Raw genomic sequence first — 16645 nt, 5'->3', positions numbered from 1 at the left:
CTGTTTGGCATCACACCGGGTTTTTCCGGTTGCTGCAATCGCCGGGGATGCGGATAAAGGCGCGCGGCAGCGTCTCGCATTGGCCGAGATTGGGGCAATGGGCGCGGATGCTGGCGGCGATGGTTGCGGTGAGCGCAGTCGCGTCCGCGTCTTCGTCCGCCGGGGCGCCGGTGTTGTAGCGGATATGGCGCAAGTAGGGCGCGTTCATGTGCGGGCGCCAGCTCAGGTTGAGCGTGTGGCGCCAGTATTTGCTGTCGCCGCTGTCCTCTTGCCAACTGTCGGCAGCAACGTCGTCGATGGCCTGCCACGGGATGCAGATGGCGGCACGCATCCCGTCGCTTTGGCAATGCACCCCGTCGCTATCCATGCGGAGGAATGGCGGTGGTGGCGGCGGCGCCGGTGTGTAGTTGTCGCCGCGCCCACTGAATTTGTCCAGCATGGCGAAGCCGACGGGTACAAAGACGAGTACTGCCACGAGCGGCTGCGCGTGCTCCCCCGCGGCGAGGGTGAGGGCGGCAGTGAGGGTAGCGATGGCGAGGAGCGGCAGGAAGGCATCGCTGTAATAAAAGTCGCGGAGTGTGCGGTGGTCCCGCTGCTGGAATGACCATTGCCAAGGGATGATGGCAACAGGCACGGACGGCCAGGGCATGGGCGGCGGCAGGCGGTCACGCAGGCGTTGCAGCAGGGCGTCAATGACGGGCTGACCACGGCGGATGCGGCCGCTGGCGGTAGTGGTTTGCACGCCATTCAGCCGCAAGGCGAGATTCTGCGCCTTGCCCGCCTTCAGCCAGACCAGTTGCAGCCGCCCGTTACCGTCGTACCAGGCGTCGCAGATAGCCGCCCAGGGCAGGTGCAGCACTTGCCACGCGGCGGCATCGTTGTGACGGATATGAATGCCGTCGCTGTCCAGACGGAGGGTTTCAAGATGGATGAGATAGCGCGCATAGCGCAGACATTCCCGCGCGCAACAGCAGGCGATACTGAAGCAAAAAAACGGGAAAATACTGTTTTCGCCCGGATGGCGGAAATCAAAATGGCGCCAGGCGAACGTGGCGGAAATGGCGGTAACGGTGAAGGTCAGAATGATGCGCAGGGGACGGCGGGGGAAGTGGATGTTCATGGCGATGCGGAGATTTATAACGATACTGTCGCCAAAAACCCGCCACTGCGGCGGGTTTTCATTTTTTCAACCATGCACCCAAATCAGCCGCGCCAGCAGCACCGATGCCAGCACGATGACGCCGATATTGAGCTCGCGCCAGCGGTTGCACAATAGCTTCACGATGGTGTAGCTGATAAAGCCGAGGGTGATGCCGTCGGCGATGGAATAGGTGAGCGGGATGGCGAGGAAGGTAATGGCGACCGGCGCCGCTTCGGTGATGTCGTGCCAGTCAATCTCGCCGACGGTGTACATCATCAGCACCGATACGTAGAGAATCGCCCCGGCGGTGGCGTAGGTCGGCACCATTCCGGCAAGCGGCGCAAAGAAGGTGGCGAGCAGGAACAGGATGCCGGTTACGACCGCCATCAGCCCGGTACGGCCGCCCATGGCGACGCCGGAAGCGCTTTCGATGAAGCTGGTGGTATTGGAAGTGCCGAGTACCGCACCGACGACGGTCGCGCCGCTGTCGGCAAGCAGCGCCTTTTTCAGGTTGGGAATTTTGCCGTCCTTGACCAGTCCGCCGCGTTCGGTAACGCCAATCAGCGTGCCGGCGGTGTCAAATAAATCGACGAAGAAGAAGGCAAAGATGATGCTGAACATCGCCGGTTCCAGCGCGCTTTTCAAATCCATCTGCATGAAGGTCGGCGCAAGTGAGGGCGGCAGGGAAATGAGGCTTTCCGGCACTTGTCTGTCGCCGAAGAGGACGCCCAGCACGGAAATAATCAGGATGGCAAGCATGACGCTGCCCGGCACGCGGTAGTGGACAAAGGCGATGATGAGGAAAAGGCAAAGCGCGGTCATCAGCGGCGCGAAGGCGATGATGCTGCCCATCCGCACCAGCACGCCATCCGCGCCAACGATGATACCCGCGCTTTGCAGGGCGATGAAGGCGAGAAAGCCGCCAATGCCGGCGGCGATGGATTTCTTCAGCGCGTTGGGGATGGCATTAATCAGCCATTCGCGGATGCGCAGCAGGCTGACGATGATAAAAAGCACGCCGGAGAAGAAAACACAGGCAAGCGCGGTCTGCCAGGTGTGGCCGAGCTGAAGGACGACGGTGTAGGTGAAAAAGGCGTTCAGCCCCATGCCGGGGGCGAGGGCGACCGGCAGGTTGGCATAGAACCCCATGATGAACGAGCCGATGGCGGCGGCGATACAGGTGGCGACGAAGACCGCGCCGTGATCCATGCCCGTCTTCGCCAGCACGTTGGGATTGACGAAGATGATGTAGGCCATGGTGAGGAAAGTGGTAATGCCGGCGATGACTTCGGTGCGAACCGTGGTGCCGTGCGCCTGCAACTTGAACAGCTTGTCGAGCATGGGAAAATCCTGAAAAGAAGGGGGTGCATATTATAGCGGCATTACCATTGCGCCATGCGGGCACTGCCTCCGCGGCGACGGCCGCCCGCCTTGCCAGACCGTGACAAAAGCAGTACATTCGCAGCACAATTCAGATAAAGGAGCAACACCATGGCCACAACCAACTACAACATCCGCATTGAGCAGGAATTGCGCGACCGCGCCTTCGCCGTGTTTGAACGCTACGGACTGGCGCCGTCGCAGGCGATTAAACTGTTTCTGAACCAGGTCGCCGATACCCAGTCCATCCCGCTGACGTTCAACCACCATGCCGGACGCGAGGAACATATCCCCAATGCCGTCACCCGTCAGGCGATGCTGGAAGCCATCGAAAACCGCAAAAACGGCACACTGGGCAAGGCTTATCGCAATCTTGATGAAATGATGGAAGACATTCAGACATGGCAAGAATGAAGCCAAGAGCGCTATATCCGACCACCCAATTCCGGCGGGATGTCAAAAAACAATGGAGCGAATTGATTACTCCGGATTGGGCGACCGTTATCTATTACCTGATCAACGACCACGAAATTCCCCCAAAATACCGGGATCACGCCTTGAGCGGCGAATGGTCGGGCTTTCGCGAATGCCATATCAAGCCGGATTTGCTGCTGATATACGAAAGCGGTGAAGATTTCATCCAGCTCGTCCGCCTCGGCTCGCATTCAGAGCTGTTTGGCTGAAACCTCAAATGCCATAAAAAACCAGGGCTGCATGAGCAGCCCTTTTCCTTGCACCTCGCCCGCGCCGCATGGCATCGCGGCAGCATTCGCAGTATCCTGCCCGCCAACCCCAACCGCGGAGCCGCCATGTCCGAAACCCTGCTGCACACCCTCGCCGACCTGCGCCCCTGGCCGCTGGCCGCCCTCGCCCGCCACCTCAAGCGCAGCGAAGCGGAAACCCGCGCCCAACTCGCCGCCCTGCAACAAAGCGGCACCGTGCCGCTGCTGGAGACCGCCGACGGCTGGCAAATGCGCCCCGCGCTTGCGCTGCTGGACGCGGCCTGGTTACAACGCGAATGCCCCGCCGCCGCCGTGCAGGTGCTGACCGTCACCGACTCCACCAACAACGCGCTGATGCGGGAGACCGCGCGCGCAAACGGCGACGCCATCCTCGCCGAATACCAGAGCGCCGGGCGTGGCCGCCGTGGCCGCGCGTGGCAATCGCCCTTCGCCGGACAAATCATCCTCAGCATGAGCTGGCACTACCCCGACCCGCAGGCGGCCACCGCGCTCAGCATCGCCCTCGGCATCGCTGCCGCCAGCACCCTGCGCGCCGCGGGCTACCCGATACAACTCAAATGGCCGAACGACCTCTACCTGCACCAGCGCAAACTGGGCGGCATCCTCGTCGAAGCCAGCCATCACGCGCACGGCGTGGACATCATCGCCGGAATCGGCATCAACCTGTTGCCGCTGCCCGGCCTCGACCAGCCCACCGCCAGCCTGGGCGAATGCGGCACCATCGCCCGCAACCCGCTCACCGCCGCACTCATCAACGCCTGGCGCGACGCCTTTGCCCGCCATCCCGCTGACCGCCCTGCCCTGCCCGCCCGCTGGCGCGCACTCGATACCTACGCCGACTGCGCCGTCAGCCTGCACCGCGCCTGCGACACCATTTGCGGCATCAACCGCGGCATTGACGACCAGGGACGGCTGCTGCTCGAAAGCACCGACGGCATCCGCGTTTACAGCGAAGGCGAGACCCGCCTGCGCCCACAAACCCCTTCATCCCCCCAACAACAGGAGCAACCATGATCGCCCTCGTTACCGGCGCAACCGCCGGATTCGGCACCGCCATCACCCGCCTGCTCATCGCCCGCGGGCATAAAGTCATCGCTACCGGCCGCCGCGCCGAGCGCCTGCAAGCGCTGCACGCCCAACTCGGCGACGCCTGCCTGCCGCTCGCCTTTGACATTAGCGACGAAGTCGCGACCCTTGCCGCCCTCGCCAATCTTCCGCCCGAATGGCAAGCCATCGACCTGCTGGTGAACAACGCCGGTCTCGCTCTCGGCGCCGCGCCCTTCCCCGCCTGCGACCTCGCCGACTGGAAACAAATGATTGCCACCAACATCGAAGGCCTCGTCACCGTCACCTACGCCGTCTTGCGCGGCATGATCGCGCGCAACCGCGGCCACATCATCAACCTCGGCTCCACCGCAGGCAGCTACCCCTACGCGGGCGGCAACATCTACGGCGCGACCAAGGCCTTCGTCAAACAATTCAGCCTCAACCTGCGCGCCGATCTGCTGGGCACCAATGTGCGCGTCTCCAACGTCGAGCCCGGCCTCTGCGGCGACACCGAATTCTCCAACATCCGCTACCACGGCGATAACGCCAAAGCCGCCGCGCTATACGAAAACGTTGATTACCTGACGCCGGAAGACATCGCCGAAACCGTGCTGTGGATTGCCGAACGCCCGGCACACGTCAACATCAACCGCATCGAAATGATGCCGGTCGCGCAAGCCTCCGCCGGGCTGGCAGTGAAAAAGAAAAGCTGAAGAGCGCAGCGGCGCCCGGCATGACCATTTTGCAATACCCGCCCCGCCTGCCCGCCGCTGCCCCCGCAAGGGGAGATTGCCATGCGTTTGCGAGGCGGTCGCTACGCGGTTTTTCATCCCCTCTCCCGCTTCGCCGGGGAGGTGGCATCGGCTCGACAAACCGCCCCAAGCCCGCCATTACGCCCGCTTCGGCGTGGCAACGACTACGAAATCCCCGGCAATCTGCTATGATTGCCCCGCGATTACGCATCAAATCAGGCTTTAATTAGAGGTAAATACACATGAAAGGCACCAAACTGATTCTTTCCGCCATCATTCTGGCATCCCTCGCCGCTTGCAGCACGGGCGATGGTGCGAGAAAGCAACGCGATTTTTGCTATCAAGAAGGCACATTCCACAACATTTGCAAAACGGGTGCGGATACCACTGGCACCAGCAGTCCGAATGACAACGGCAACAACAATAACAACAAGGGTAATGACAATACGCCGAATGACAACGGCAACAATAACAAAAGTAATGACAACACGCCGAATGACAAGGGCAATGACAACAAAGGCAATGACAACAAGGACAAGGATAAAGACTGCAATTGCGCCTATGGCGGTTCTTACGACGAGTAATTATCGCACCGACAAAAAAGCCTGCCGTCATGGCAGGCTTTTTTATGGCCGCTGTCGCTTATTTTTCCTCGCGGATGGCTTTCAGATGTTCCTGAATGCGGAAGAGGACGATGATTAACTCGTTCATGACCCGTACCATCAACACACCGACGACAAAAATAAAAATGCCTGCCAGAAAACTGCTGAAGGTAAAGCTGGAACGGTAGAAACCACCATTTCCGGTGTAATAAATGCCACCACCGATACCGGAAAACATTACGGAAAAGGCGATAATAACGACGCCCACGATTTGTATCCAGTAAAGGACGGTAATTACGCGCGGGGTGATAAATTGGTCAAAGTTCAAAAAAGATTTCAGCATCAGTTGCTCCGGTGGATGAAAAGAAATGCGCCCGCTTTTATTCCCTTCCGGGGGTGGCGGGCGGCAGGTATTGTACAAAAGTAGCAGGGACGCCGCCACCTGCCTGCATCCGCTATAATACCGTTTTCCTTGTCTTTTGCCCCGCCATGAATGCCCGTTTTGCCGCCCTCTTTTCCCCGCTACGCGATTTGCTGCGCTATCGCGACCGGCCACAGCTTTTTGCCCTGCTGATTTATCAGGCCATTACCACCACCGGCTTTACCCTGCTCATTCCGCTGGTATCGGTACATTTTGTCGCCGATGTCGGGATGTCGGCGGCAATCGTCGGCATGGCGCTCGCCATTCGCCAAATCAGCCAGCAGGGGCTGGCTTTTATTGGCGGGATGCTTGCCGACCGCTACGGCTTGAAGCCGGTACTTTGCACCGGGCTGATTATCCGCGCTGTCGGTTTTTTTATGCTCGGCTATGCGGTGTCGATGCCGGTATTTTTTGTCGCGCTATTACTGACCGGATTGGGCGGCGCGCTGTTTGATGCCCCGTTTCAGGCGGCGACGGTGGCGATGACACAACCGGAAGAGCGACGCGAGTTTTATTTGCTCGCCAATTATTTGACCAGTCTGGCGGCGACCATTGGCCCGATGCTGGCGATTGCCCTGTTATTGATTGATTTCAGCGCGGTTGGCATTGCCGCCGGTTCGTGTTTTTTGACCAATGTCTTTGTCGCCGTCCGCTTTTTCCCCAATATCAAGCCACCGGCGGAGGAGAAAGGCGGCGGCATGGGCTATTTGCGACAATTGTTGCGCGACCGGGTTTATTTGCGTTTTGTCGCGATTATGTGCGGTTATTGGTTTGTGGTGATGCAGGTCAATATCAGCTTTCCGTTATTGGCGGAATCTTTGACCGGGAGCAAGGCGAGTGCGGGCTGGTTTTATACCTTCAGTTCGCTGCTGACGCTATTGCTGCAATATTTTCTGGTACGCCGCTTACAGCGCCATTTTCGCAGTCATCAATTATTGATTACCGGAACTTTAATCATGACCTGTGGCACTTTCTTTTTGGGAACGTCCGTCCATTTCGCCATTTTCCTGTTATGGATTGGCGGATATACCGTCGGCTATCTGGTCAGTCGCCCGATGATTGATATTTTGGTGGCGCATTTGGCGCATCCGCGCGCCCTGGGGCTTTATGTCGGTTTTAGTGCGCTGAGCATTGGCGTGGGCGGCGGTCTCGGCAACTTTTTCGGCGGCTGGCTTTATGATTTGGGCAAGGCGCTTCATTGGCCGCTGTTGCCGTGGATGGTTTTCGCCGCTGTCGGTATTTGCACCGCCTGGCAATTGGCGCGGTTTTTCCGCCGCTATCCGCAGACGGTGACGCAGTAATTCGTTTGCCATGAAAAAGCCGTCCCGCAGGACGGCTTTTCTTTTTGGCGGCAGTTATTGGGCAATCCGCCACGGCCAGGTTTCGCCGGCAAGGAAGGGGACGAGTTCACTCTCGCCATAGGGCAGGCTCGCCGGGAAGGTTTGTTCGCGCCGCTCCAGCGTGATTTCGCCCGCGTTGTAGGGCAGTCCGTAGTAATCCGCGCCGTGGCGGGCGGCGAAAGCGGCGAGTTTGTCGAGTGCGTTTGCCTGTTCGAAGGCGGCGGCGTAGAACGGCAGGGTGGCGTGCCCGGTGTAGCAGCCCGCGCAGCCGCAGGCGTTTTCTTTGGCGTGGCGCGGGTGCGGCGCGCTGTCGGTGCCCATGAAGTAGCGCGCATCGCCGCTGGCGACGGCGGCAAGCAGCGCGCGGCGGTCGGCTTCGGTTTTGAGGATGGGCAGGCAGTAAAAATGCGGTTTGAGGCCGCCGACGAGCAGCGCGTTGCGGTTGTAGAGCAGGTGGTGCGCGGTGATGGTGGCGGCGAGGTTGTCGCGCTGGCTTTGGATGTAGGCGACGGCGTGTGCGGTGGTGATGTGCTCAAGGACGATGCGCAGGCGCGGGAAGCGGCGGCGCAGCGGCTCCAGCGTGCTGTCGATGAAGGTGGCTTCGCGGTCGAAGATGTCCACGCCGTCGGTGGTCACTTCGCCGTGGATGAGCAGCAGCAGTCCCGCCTGTTGCATCGCTTCCAGTATCGGGTCAAGTTTTTGCGGGTCGGCGACGCCCTGGGCGGAGTTGGTGGTCGCCCCTTTCGGATACCATTTGATGGCAACCACGCCCGCCGCTTTCGCCGCGAGTACGGTTTCCGGGGTGAGGCTGTCGCTGAGATAGAGGCTCATCAGCGGGGTGAAGGTTTTGCCCGCCGGGATGTGGGCGGTGATGCGTTCGCGGTAGGCGGTGACGGCGTCGATGCTGTCCACCGCCGGGGTGAGGTTGGGCATGATGAGCGCACGCGCGCACTGGGCGGCGGCGTCGGGGACGGTGCGGGCAAGGGCAGCGCCGTCGCGCAGGTGAATGTGCAGGTCATCCGGGGTGGGGATGGTGAGGGTTTGCATGGGGGTTCCTTTAGTTGCGGGTTTCGTGTTGTTTGAGCCAGGCGGCTGCCCAGAGATTGCCTTGTCCGGCGGCTTGGGTCATCCATTTTTCGGCGCTTTTGGATTCGCCGATTTCTTCGTAGATGAGGGCGAGATGGTATTGTGCTTCGATATTTCCTTGTTCTGCCGCTTTTTCCAGCCAGTATTTGGCCTCCCAAGTGCTGCGGGTGGGGATGCCCATGCCGCTGTAATAGAGTGTCGCCAGATGGTATTGGGCATTGGCATCGCCTTGTTGGGCGTTTTGTTGTAATTGCCGGAAGGCGCGGTTATTGCCTTTTTGGGCGACGGCTTGTGTCAGCCAGTAGTTTGCTTGTGCCGGGTCAGCAGGAACGCCCATTCCTTGGGCAAATATTTCGCCCAGGTGAAAGGCTTTTTCATCATATTCCAATGCTTCTTTTCGTGCTTCGGGATGTCCGGCGTTTATTGCACGGGCAAGCCAGATGTATTTTTCGTCGTTATCAATAGTAATATCTTGTGCCATTTCCCAATCAATATCGCCTTCTTCCATATGCGCCGCTATGGTCAGCCAGGCTTTTTTTTCGTCTTCACCGGCATCACGTTGTGCAAGGTATGCGGCACTTTCGCTATCGCCCGCCCAGGCGCGCAATTTGAGTTGGCGAAGCGCGTCCGGGTTTCCCCATGTTGCCGCTTTTTGCCAGTATTGTCGTGCGGCAGCGCGTTGTTTTTCGTCTCCGCCCGTTTCGGTTTCTGTAATCAGGGCGAGGCGGTAGGCGGCATCGTTGCAATGTGTGGGCTGTAGGTAGTCGTCCATGTTGCGGTCGCATATTTCCAGGGCTTTTTTGAGGTATTTTTTTGCAACGGCAATATTGGGTGCATCGTTTGGGTAGGCAAGCAGGGCAAGGTAATAGGCCGCATTCGGGCAGATGCCGTATGCGTCATCGGCTTGGGTTTGGCAGTAATGCAGGGTGTCTGTAAATGTTTTTTCTGCGGTCGTTAAATCCCGTTTGCCATTTTTCCCCCAATAGTCGAGCCAGGCAAGGTAATATCGGGAGGCGATATTTCCCTGTTTTGCGCCCCGTTGCCACCAGTATTGCGCCCGTGCGTAGTCGGGTGTTTCCGCACTGCTGTATGCCACACCAATTTCTGCGTAGGCATTCAGGTTATCGCTATGGGCAAAGAATTGTTCATACCAGTAATCAGCCTGTTTTTGATCCGGGGCGATACCAAAACTGTCACGATAGGCATCGCCCATTTTTCGGGCGGCATCAATATACCCCTGTTTTGCCGCTGCCAACCACCATTTGACGGCTTCTGCTTTGTCGTATGCGACACCTCCCCCTATGCTGGCATGGCGGTTGCCAAGTTCGTATTGGCTTTTCGGGTTGCCGCGCATGGCGGATTTTTTTAGCCGCCCAAGGGTATTTTCTTTATTTTTGGGGTCATCGTAATTCGGGTTTATTTTATCGAGCGCGCAAATCGCCTCGCTATCCTGGTTGTCAGCGGCATCTTCCAGCAGTTTCTCTAATGCGCTGTCAATGGTGATGTTGTCATAGTCATGGCAATAGATTTTTTTGAGCCGTTCTTGCGCGGCAATGTTTTTTTGCAAGGCGGCTTTTTCATACCAATAACGGGCAGTGCTGAGATATTTGCTGACGCCTTCCCCTGTTTCATATGCTTTGCCGAGCTGGTATTGGGCTTCGGCATCGCCCGCTTCGGCTTTTTCCTGCAGTTGGGTGATGGATGTTGCCGTTTCTTGCGCGTGCAATGGCAGGCAGAGGGCGAGCGATAGGGCAAGGACAGCGGCCGGGGTTTTCATGTTTTTGGCTCCTGCGGTTGGGGTGATTCCGCCCGGTTCGGTTGCAGTTTGCTGGCGAGCCAGATGGTGGTGGCGGCGAGGATGAGCGCGCTGCCGACGGCGAGGCGGATGCCGCCCAGCATGGTTTGTTGCGCCGTGGCGGCGGTAGTGAGTTTTTCGCCGATGTTGGTCGCGCCGATGAAGTAGGCCGCGCCAATCGCGCCCGCTATCGGGTTGAGGGTGGCGATGATGGCGGCGCCGTGCGGGTTGAGTGCTTTTGGCAGGGCGTTCAGGCCGTGGGTTTCGCCGGTGATGCAGGCTGAGACGGAGACGGCGAGCAGGGTGAAGGTGGCGGCGAGGATGAGGGGGTGGGTGTCCAGGCGCAGGTTCAGCCATAGTGCCGCCAGCGAGGCAGTGAGCAGGATGGTGGCGGGCAGCACGGTGTAGCGGCCGCCCTTGCGATCGAGCAGGTTGCCGAGCAGCGGCGCGGCAACGGCTTCGGCGATGCTGGCGGGCAGCAGGATGAGGCCGGTGATGGTGCCGCTGAGCAGCAGTACTTGTTGGCTGTACATCGGCAGCAGCAGTTCGAGGCCGAGGAAGAGGAAGACGGCGCTGGCCAAGATGAGGACGCTGTAGCGGAACTGGGCGTAGCCGAAGGCGCGCAGGTTGAGCAGCGGCACGTCGATGCGGTGCTGGCGCCGCGCAAAGAGGGCGATGAGCAGCAGCGAGCCGAGGGCGAGCGCGGCAAAGGTTGCCGCATTGAGGTGGGCGAAGTTGCTGCTGGCATAGACCAGGCCGCCGAAGCCCGCGACGGAGAGTACGGCCGAGGGCAGGTCGATTTTCAGGCGGCTGATGTCGCTCAGGTTTTCGTTGAGGGTTTTGCCGACGAGCAGCATTGCCGCCAGCATGAACGGCGCGGTGAAGGCAAAAAGGACGCGCCAGTGGCTGTGGTCGATGATGAGGCCGGAGATGGTCGGGCCGATGGCGGGGGCGACGGTGAACATCATGGTGATGACGCCCATTGCGGTGCCGCGCCGCCGGGGCGGGTAGATGGCGAGGATTCCGTTGAACAGCAGCGGCACGAAGCAGGCGGCGGCGATGGCCTGCACCAGCCGCCCGGCGACGAGGACGGCGAAGGTCGGCGCGCAGGCGCAGATGAGCGAGCCAGCGAGGAAGGTCGCCTGGGTGATGAGCACCATTTTGCGGGTCTCTGCCCACTGGATGAGGCTGGCGGTGATGGGAGTGAAGGCGCCCATTACCAGCAGGAAGCCGGTGGTCAGCCATTGCACGGTGGTTTTGTCCACGGCGAAGTCGTGCATGATCGGGGTGAGGGCGACGTTGAGCAGAGTGTCGTTGAGGTAGCCGAAGAAGGCGCCAACGAAGAGGGCGGCGACGATGGTTTTGGCGGGAAAGCCGGGGCGTTCGGCGAGGTATTCGTGTCCGGTGGGTGCGGCGGCGGTGGTGTGCATCGGGGGTGCGGGTGGTTGCGAGGGCGCGGATTTTGGCACGGGGGTAGCGACGGCGCAAGGAAGGGGGGATGCGGGGAAAGGTCTGTTGGCGCGGGTGGATTTTCGGGGCGGGTCGGGCATGGATGCCCGACGTTTTGTGTTGTCGGCGATGAATGGGCGGGGTTATGCGTCCGCCTTGCGGTTGAGCCAGTGGCGCTGGCGGATGCGGCTGTCTTCGTCGGCGTCCGGGTCGCGGGTGATGATGCAGGTATCGGCCGGGGCGGGGTTCAGGGTGAAGGCGATGGCTTCGAGCACGTTGTCGCGGAAGATGTGCAGCAGCGCGGCGTTGCCGGGTGCGGCGTGTTGCAGGTGGCGCGCCAGTTGGGCTTCGCTGGCGCGGTAGCCGTTGACGGCAATGATGTCGTCGTCCATGGCGATGCCCGCCAGCGCTGCCGGGCTGGTTTCGTCGATGCGGCTGACGATGTAGTGTTCGCCGCGCCGTTGCCAGCGGATGCCGGGGTCGCTCTGGTAGCGTTGTGCGGCGGGGACGTCGCTGCCGAGGTCGCCCGCCCCGGCGGAGGGCTGCATTTGCAGGGCAAGGCCAAGGCGGGCGGCGGTTTCTTCGAGCGGCAGTTCTTCGGTGCTGTGGACGAGGCGGCGCAGGACGCCACGCAGTGCGGGTTCGAGGTCTTCGGGGAGGAGGTCGGCGGTCAGGCGGAGGAAGCGCGCTTCGTCAAGGCCTTCGCCGTGCTGGTGGTAGTCGTGCCAGAGGCGGTGCATCACCATCGGCAGGCTGATGCCGTCTTCGCTGTGCACACGCAGCCAGGTGTCGAGGCACCAGGCGGCGAGCGCGCCCTGGATGTAGTAGGTGGTACTGCTGTTTTGCGCGTCTTCGCCGCCGTTGTAGAGTTTGGTCCAGGCTTCGTAGCTGGACTGGGCCAGGGTCTGGTGGTGGCGGCCGGGGCGCTGGCGGTAGCGCGCGATGTCTTGCGCGAGCAGGTCAAAGTAGGTGTGGATGCCGATGACGCCGCTTCTGACGAGGAGGAGGTTGTCGAAGTAGGCGGTGAATCCTTCAAACAGCCACAGCATTTCGGTGGGCTGTTCCTGTTGCAGCTCGTAGTGCTGGTATTCGCGCGGGCGCAGCGCCTTCACGTTCCAGGTGTGGAAGTATTCGTGCGAGAAGAGTCCGAGCAGCTGGATGTAGCGGTGTCCGGCGCGGTTGTCCGGTTCGGGCAGGCTGTCGCGCGAGGCCATGAGCAGGGTGGAGCGGCAGTGTTCGAGGCCGCCGTAGAGGTTGTCGCCCAGATGCAGCAGGAAGGTGTAGCGCGGCATCGGCGGCAGGCCGCCAAAGAGCATGACGGCTTCGCGGCAGATGGTCTGCACGTCGCGGCGCAGGCGTTCGTGGTCGTAGTCCCAGGTTTTGCCGCTGATGACGATGTCGTGCGGCACGCCACCGGCGGTAAAGGGCAGGATGGTGAGTTCGGCGGCGAACATCAGCGGGGTGTCGATGAGTTGTTCGTAGTTTTCAAACCAGTAGGCGCCGTCGCCGCCGGTCTGCGCCCCGGTGATTTGCCAACCGGCGCGGTGGCCTTCCAGCGCCAGCACGAGGCGGTGCGGCAGGTGTTCGTAGCCTTCGATGGCGATACAGGTGGCGCAGGGGTTCAAGAAACCGCGTTCGTGGTCGAGGTAGTTGCCGCGCACGGAGATGTCGCGCGCGTAGATGGTGTAGTAGATATGGAGTTCGTGGCAGGCGGGCGGCACGCGCAGGCGCCAGCGTGAGGGGTTGTCAAAGGCAAAAGGGATGGCGTTGCCGTCCGCGTCCGTTACCGCAAGGCGCGAGAGAAAACGGGCAAAATCGCGCCGCATATAGCTGCCCGGTATCCATACCGGCAGGTAGAAGGCGATGTCGCTCTCCGGGGCAACGGGGACGTGTTGCCGCACGGTGAAGCGGTGCCCGCCAGGCGCAGGGGTAACATGGTAAGAGACGGCGGAAGCTGACATAATGACCTCAATGCGGATAATTACCGCCATTTTAGCATTCGCGCCGTCGCCCCTCTTGAAAAAAGCCGTGGCGACGCCATTCTTGCGCCTGTAACCCGAAGACATTGCCATGAGCCCGCAACACGATTTCGACACCGATACCGACACCCTCACCGCCGACCCCGAACTGGACGAACCGCGCCAGTACGAAGTCATGCTGCTCAACGACGACTACACCACGATGGACTTTGTGGTGGACGTGCTGATGCGGTTTTTCAACAAAGACCCGCTGGAAGCCGAAGAAATCATGTATCAGGTACACGAACAGGGCAGCGGCGTCTGCGGCATCTACCCCTTTGACATCGCCGAAAGCAAAGTCAACCAGGTCACAGACCACGCGCGCGCCAACAACTACCCGCTGCTCTGCGTGCTGCGCCCCCACTAAAACGAGGAAAAACCATGCTCTCCAACGTACTCGAACAGGCCATTGACCGCGCCTACCACAGCGCGCAAAGCGCCAACCACGAATTTCTCACCCTCGAACACCTGCTGCTGGCGCTTTTGGACGAGCGCAGCGTCACCGACGCGCTGCTCAGCTTCGGCGCCGACCTCGCCGTCCTGCGCGAACAACTCAACCGATACTTAAGCGAACACTGCCCGCAATTCCCCGCCGACCACAGTGGCCGCGTCACCCAGCCGACCACCGCCTTCCAGCGCATGATTCAGCGCGCCGTGCTGCACGCGCGCAACGCCGGCAAAAAAGAAGTGAGCTGCCTGAACGCACTCGTCGCCATCATCAGCGAACGCGACAGCTACGCCGCCTACTTCCTGCGTCAACAAGAAATCCAGCGTCTTGACCTCGTCAACTACATCTCGCACGGCACCGCGCAAACCGCCAAAGAAAGCGAAGGCGCGAGCGAAGACGACGAAAACCGCGAAGGCCAGCGCCGCTCCGCCCTCAAAGAATTTGCCGTAAACCTCAACCAGCGCGCCAGCGAAGGCCGCATCGACCCGCTCATCGGCAGGAGCGCCGAAATCGAGCGCACCATCCAGACCCTCTGCCGTCGCCGCAAAAACAACCCCATCCTTGTCGGCGAAGCGGGCGTCGGCAAAACCGCCATCGCCGAAGGACTCGCTAAAGCCATCGTCGAAAACAAAGTCCCCGCCATCCTCGAAAAAGCCACCATCTACAGCCTCGACATCGGCTCACTGCTGGCAGGTACCAAATACCGGGGCGACTTTGAAAACCGCATCAAGGCACTGCTGAAAGAACTGCGTAACGTCCCCGACGCCATCCTCTTCATCGACGAAATCCACACCATCATCGGTGCGGGCGCGGCGAGTAGCAGCAGCATGGACGCCTCCAACCTCATCAAACCGGCGCTGGCGAACGGCGAACTGCGCTGCATCGGCGCCACCACCGACAAAGAATACCGGCAAATCTTTGAAAAAGACCACGCCCTTGCCCGCCGCTTCCAAAAAGTAGATGTGAGCGAACCCGCCATTGACGACGCCATCGCCATCCTGCAAGGCCTCATCCCGCGCTACGAAGCCTACCACCACATCCGCTACAGCGCCGAAGCCGTCGAAGCAGCGGTGCGCCTCTCCGACCGCTACATCAACGACCGCCGCCTGCCGGACAAAGCCATCGACCTCATCGACGAAGCCGGGGCGCGGCTGCACCTCCTGCCCGAAGACGAGCGCAGCGACACCATAGACGCGCTGATGATCGAAAAACTCGTCGCCAGCGTCGCCCGCATCCCCGAAAAAAGCGTCAACCAGGACGACCGCAACCAGCTCAAAACCCTGGATCGTGACCTCAAAACCGTCGTCTTCGGCCAGGATGAAGCCATCGAACACCTCGCCAGCGCCATCAAACTCAGCCGTGCCGGACTCAGGGACGCCGAAAAACCCATTGGCAGCTTCCTCTTCACCGGCCCGACCGGCGTCGGCAAAACCGAAGTCTGCCGCCAACTGGCGCACGTCTTGGGTATCAAACTGCTGCGCTTTGACATGAGCGAATACATGGAACAACACACCATCAGCCGCCTCATCGGCTCGCCGCCCGGCTACGTCGGCCACGAACAGGGCGGGCTGCTCACCGAACAAATCCAGAAAAACCCGCACGCCGTGCTGCTGCTGGACGAAGTCGAAAAAGCGCACCCGGACATCATGAACCTACTGCTACAAATCATGGATCACGGCATCGTCACCGACAGCAACGGGCGCGAAGTGAACTGCCGCAACCTCATCATCATCCTCACCAGCAACGTCGGCGCCTTTGAAATGGAAAAAAACCGCATCGGCTTCGCCGCCGCCAACAACAAAGAAACCAGCGACGCGCAGGCAGACGCGGCCATCAAACGCCACTTCACCCCCGAATTCAGGAACCGCCTGGACGCCATCATCCGCTTCGCCCCGCTCGGCGCGGACGCCATCGGCCACGTCATCGACAAATTTATCATCGAACTCGAACAACAACTCGAAGACAAACACATCAGCATCAGCCTCGATGACGACGCCAAAGCCTGGCTGGCCGAACACGGCTACGACCCGAAAATGGGCGCGCGACCGATGGCGCGGCTCATCCAGAAACACATCAAACAGCCACTCTCCGAACAAATCCTCTTCGGCGAACTGGCCGAACACGGCGGTCATGTACAAATCACCCTGCGCGACGGCGAACCGGCACTGAACATCAGCGCCAACAGCGCCGCACCGGAAGCAGTGCCGGAAATCTGACGCGACGCTGTTCATCATAAAAAAAACCCCGCCGAGGCGGGGTTTTTCGCCCTCAGCGGACGAAGTTCACAGCGGAGCGGGAAATATATAGCCATCCACCGAAAGCTTCATACGGTGTTGCGTCGCCTGACCGGGCACCCTAAAAAAAATGGGGTGGTGTCCTAAAATGTATGCTGATAAACGGCGGGCAAACAAAAAGCAACGGAG

The 16645-nt window shown here is 60.5% G+C and carries 15 protein-coding genes; 8 read left to right on the top strand and 7 right to left on the bottom strand.

All coding sequences use genetic code 11. The annotated features are described in order from the left end of the window. Window positions 1-10: 10 nt before the first annotated feature. A complete protein-coding gene (locus Q0349_RS03670; RefSeq protein WP_298079524.1) occupies window positions 11-1120 on the bottom strand; it encodes a hypothetical protein in 1110 nt (369 codons plus the stop codon). Window positions 1121-1186: 66 nt separating this feature from the next. Then, complete coding sequence (locus Q0349_RS03665; RefSeq protein WP_298079523.1) at window positions 1187-2482, bottom strand: NCS2 family permease; 1296 nt, start codon at window positions 2480-2482, stop codon at window positions 1187-1189. Window positions 2483-2632: 150 nt separating this feature from the next. Between Q0349_RS03665 and Q0349_RS03660 the strand changes: the two genes are divergently transcribed. From Q0349_RS03660 to Q0349_RS03640, 5 genes are all read left to right on the top strand, one after another. Further along, the gene (locus Q0349_RS03660; protein WP_298079522.1) at window positions 2633-2935 is read left to right on the top strand and encodes a type II toxin-antitoxin system RelB/DinJ family antitoxin; all 303 of its coding nucleotides are present in this window, start codon (window positions 2633-2635) and stop codon (window positions 2933-2935) included. After that, window positions 2932-3204, top strand: a complete 273-nt coding sequence (locus Q0349_RS03655) for a type II toxin-antitoxin system YafQ family toxin (RefSeq protein ID WP_298079521.1) — start codon at window positions 2932-2934, stop codon at window positions 3202-3204. Before Q0349_RS03660 ends, Q0349_RS03655 begins: the two co-directional genes overlap by 4 nt. A gap of 126 nt (window positions 3205-3330) precedes the next feature. Then, a complete protein-coding gene (locus tag Q0349_RS03650; RefSeq protein ID WP_298079520.1) occupies window positions 3331-4278 on the top strand; it encodes a biotin--[acetyl-CoA-carboxylase] ligase in 948 nt (315 codons plus the stop codon). After that, the gene (locus Q0349_RS03645) at window positions 4275-5024 is read left to right on the top strand and encodes an SDR family oxidoreductase (protein ID WP_298079519.1); all 750 of its coding nucleotides are present in this window, start codon (window positions 4275-4277) and stop codon (window positions 5022-5024) included. Before Q0349_RS03650 ends, Q0349_RS03645 begins: the two co-directional genes overlap by 4 nt. A gap of 281 nt (window positions 5025-5305) precedes the next feature. Next, on the top strand, window positions 5306-5647 hold the full coding sequence (locus Q0349_RS03640; RefSeq protein WP_298079518.1) for a hypothetical protein: 342 nt from the start codon (window positions 5306-5308) through the stop codon (window positions 5645-5647). Window positions 5648-5705: 58 nt separating this feature from the next. Here Q0349_RS03640 and Q0349_RS03635 read toward each other — a convergent pair whose 3' ends face one another. Beyond that, window positions 5706-6008, bottom strand: coding sequence for a DUF4282 domain-containing protein (locus Q0349_RS03635; protein ID WP_298079517.1), 303 nt, complete (start codon window positions 6006-6008; stop codon window positions 5706-5708). Window positions 6009-6154: 146 nt separating this feature from the next. On the opposite strand from Q0349_RS03635, the gene Q0349_RS03630 reads away from it, so the two are divergent. Beyond that, window positions 6155-7387 carry an MFS transporter gene (locus tag Q0349_RS03630; protein WP_298079516.1) on the top strand — a complete coding sequence of 411 codons (1233 nt, stop codon included), beginning with the start codon at window positions 6155-6157 and terminating at the stop codon, window positions 7385-7387. Between the two features lie 54 nt (window positions 7388-7441). Here Q0349_RS03630 and pyrC read toward each other — a convergent pair whose 3' ends face one another. From pyrC to Q0349_RS03610, 4 genes are all read right to left on the bottom strand, one after another. Next, window positions 7442-8473: a dihydroorotase gene (pyrC, locus tag Q0349_RS03625; RefSeq protein WP_298079515.1), complete on the bottom strand. Its 1032-nt coding sequence runs from the start codon at window positions 8471-8473 to the stop codon at window positions 7442-7444. Window positions 8474-8483: 10 nt separating this feature from the next. Further along, window positions 8484-10289 carry a tetratricopeptide repeat protein gene (locus tag Q0349_RS03620; RefSeq protein WP_298079514.1) on the bottom strand — a complete coding sequence of 602 codons (1806 nt, stop codon included), beginning with the start codon at window positions 10287-10289 and terminating at the stop codon, window positions 8484-8486. Further along, window positions 10286-11737, bottom strand: coding sequence for an MFS transporter (locus Q0349_RS03615; protein WP_298079513.1), 1452 nt, complete (start codon window positions 11735-11737; stop codon window positions 10286-10288). The genes Q0349_RS03620 and Q0349_RS03615 overlap by 4 nt, the downstream gene beginning before the upstream one ends. 162 nt (window positions 11738-11899) lie before the next feature. Continuing rightward, window positions 11900-13747, bottom strand: coding sequence for a PDZ domain-containing protein (locus tag Q0349_RS03610; protein WP_298079512.1), 1848 nt, complete (start codon window positions 13745-13747; stop codon window positions 11900-11902). Between the two features lie 79 nt (window positions 13748-13826). On the opposite strand from Q0349_RS03610, the gene clpS reads away from it, so the two are divergent. Continuing rightward, window positions 13827-14141, top strand: a complete 315-nt coding sequence (gene clpS / locus Q0349_RS03605; RefSeq protein WP_298079511.1) for an ATP-dependent Clp protease adapter ClpS — start codon at window positions 13827-13829, stop codon at window positions 14139-14141. Window positions 14142-14155: 14 nt separating this feature from the next. Next, entirely contained in the window at window positions 14156-16438 is a 2283-nt protein-coding gene (gene clpA / locus Q0349_RS03600) for an ATP-dependent Clp protease ATP-binding subunit ClpA (RefSeq protein ID WP_298079510.1), read from the top strand. Window positions 16439-16645 lie beyond the last annotated feature (207 nt).

This window comes from uncultured Cardiobacterium sp., assembly GCF_938028185.1.
Lineage (GTDB): Bacteria > Pseudomonadota > Gammaproteobacteria > Cardiobacteriales > Cardiobacteriaceae > Cardiobacterium.
Note: the sequence above shows the minus strand (reverse complement) of the source record. Positions and strands in the feature narration are given on the sequence as shown.

What these genes read in the sequence shown, in the direction of transcription:
- clpA (WP_298079510.1), top strand. Translation starts at nt 14,156, where the DNA reads ATGCTCTCCAACGTACTCGAACAGGCCATTGACCGCGCCTACCACAGC.
- pyrC (WP_298079515.1), bottom strand. Translation starts at nt 8,473, where the DNA reads ATGCAAACCCTCACCATCCCCACCCCGGATGACCTGCACATTCACCTG.
- Q0349_RS03670 (WP_298079524.1), bottom strand. Translation starts at nt 1,120, where the DNA reads ATGAACATCCACTTCCCCCGCCGTCCCCTGCGCATCATTCTGACCTTC.
- Q0349_RS03650 (WP_298079520.1), top strand. Translation starts at nt 3,331, where the DNA reads ATGTCCGAAACCCTGCTGCACACCCTCGCCGACCTGCGCCCCTGGCCG.
- Q0349_RS03630 (WP_298079516.1), top strand. Translation starts at nt 6,155, where the DNA reads ATGAATGCCCGTTTTGCCGCCCTCTTTTCCCCGCTACGCGATTTGCTG.
- clpS (WP_298079511.1), top strand. Translation starts at nt 13,827, where the DNA reads ATGAGCCCGCAACACGATTTCGACACCGATACCGACACCCTCACCGCC.
- Q0349_RS03620 (WP_298079514.1), bottom strand. Translation starts at nt 10,289, where the DNA reads ATGAAAACCCCGGCCGCTGTCCTTGCCCTATCGCTCGCCCTCTGCCTG.
- Q0349_RS03635 (WP_298079517.1), bottom strand. Translation starts at nt 6,008, where the DNA reads ATGCTGAAATCTTTTTTGAACTTTGACCAATTTATCACCCCGCGCGTA.
- Q0349_RS03610 (WP_298079512.1), bottom strand. Translation starts at nt 13,747, where the DNA reads ATGGCGGTAATTATCCGCATTGAGGTCATTATGTCAGCTTCCGCCGTC.
- Q0349_RS03645 (WP_298079519.1), top strand. Translation starts at nt 4,275, where the DNA reads ATGATCGCCCTCGTTACCGGCGCAACCGCCGGATTCGGCACCGCCATC.
- Q0349_RS03640 (WP_298079518.1), top strand. Translation starts at nt 5,306, where the DNA reads ATGAAAGGCACCAAACTGATTCTTTCCGCCATCATTCTGGCATCCCTC.
- Q0349_RS03655 (WP_298079521.1), top strand. Translation starts at nt 2,932, where the DNA reads ATGAAGCCAAGAGCGCTATATCCGACCACCCAATTCCGGCGGGATGTC.
- Q0349_RS03660 (WP_298079522.1), top strand. Translation starts at nt 2,633, where the DNA reads ATGGCCACAACCAACTACAACATCCGCATTGAGCAGGAATTGCGCGAC.
- Q0349_RS03615 (WP_298079513.1), bottom strand. Translation starts at nt 11,737, where the DNA reads ATGCACACCACCGCCGCCGCACCCACCGGACACGAATACCTCGCCGAA.
- Q0349_RS03665 (WP_298079523.1), bottom strand. Translation starts at nt 2,482, where the DNA reads ATGCTCGACAAGCTGTTCAAGTTGCAGGCGCACGGCACCACGGTTCGC.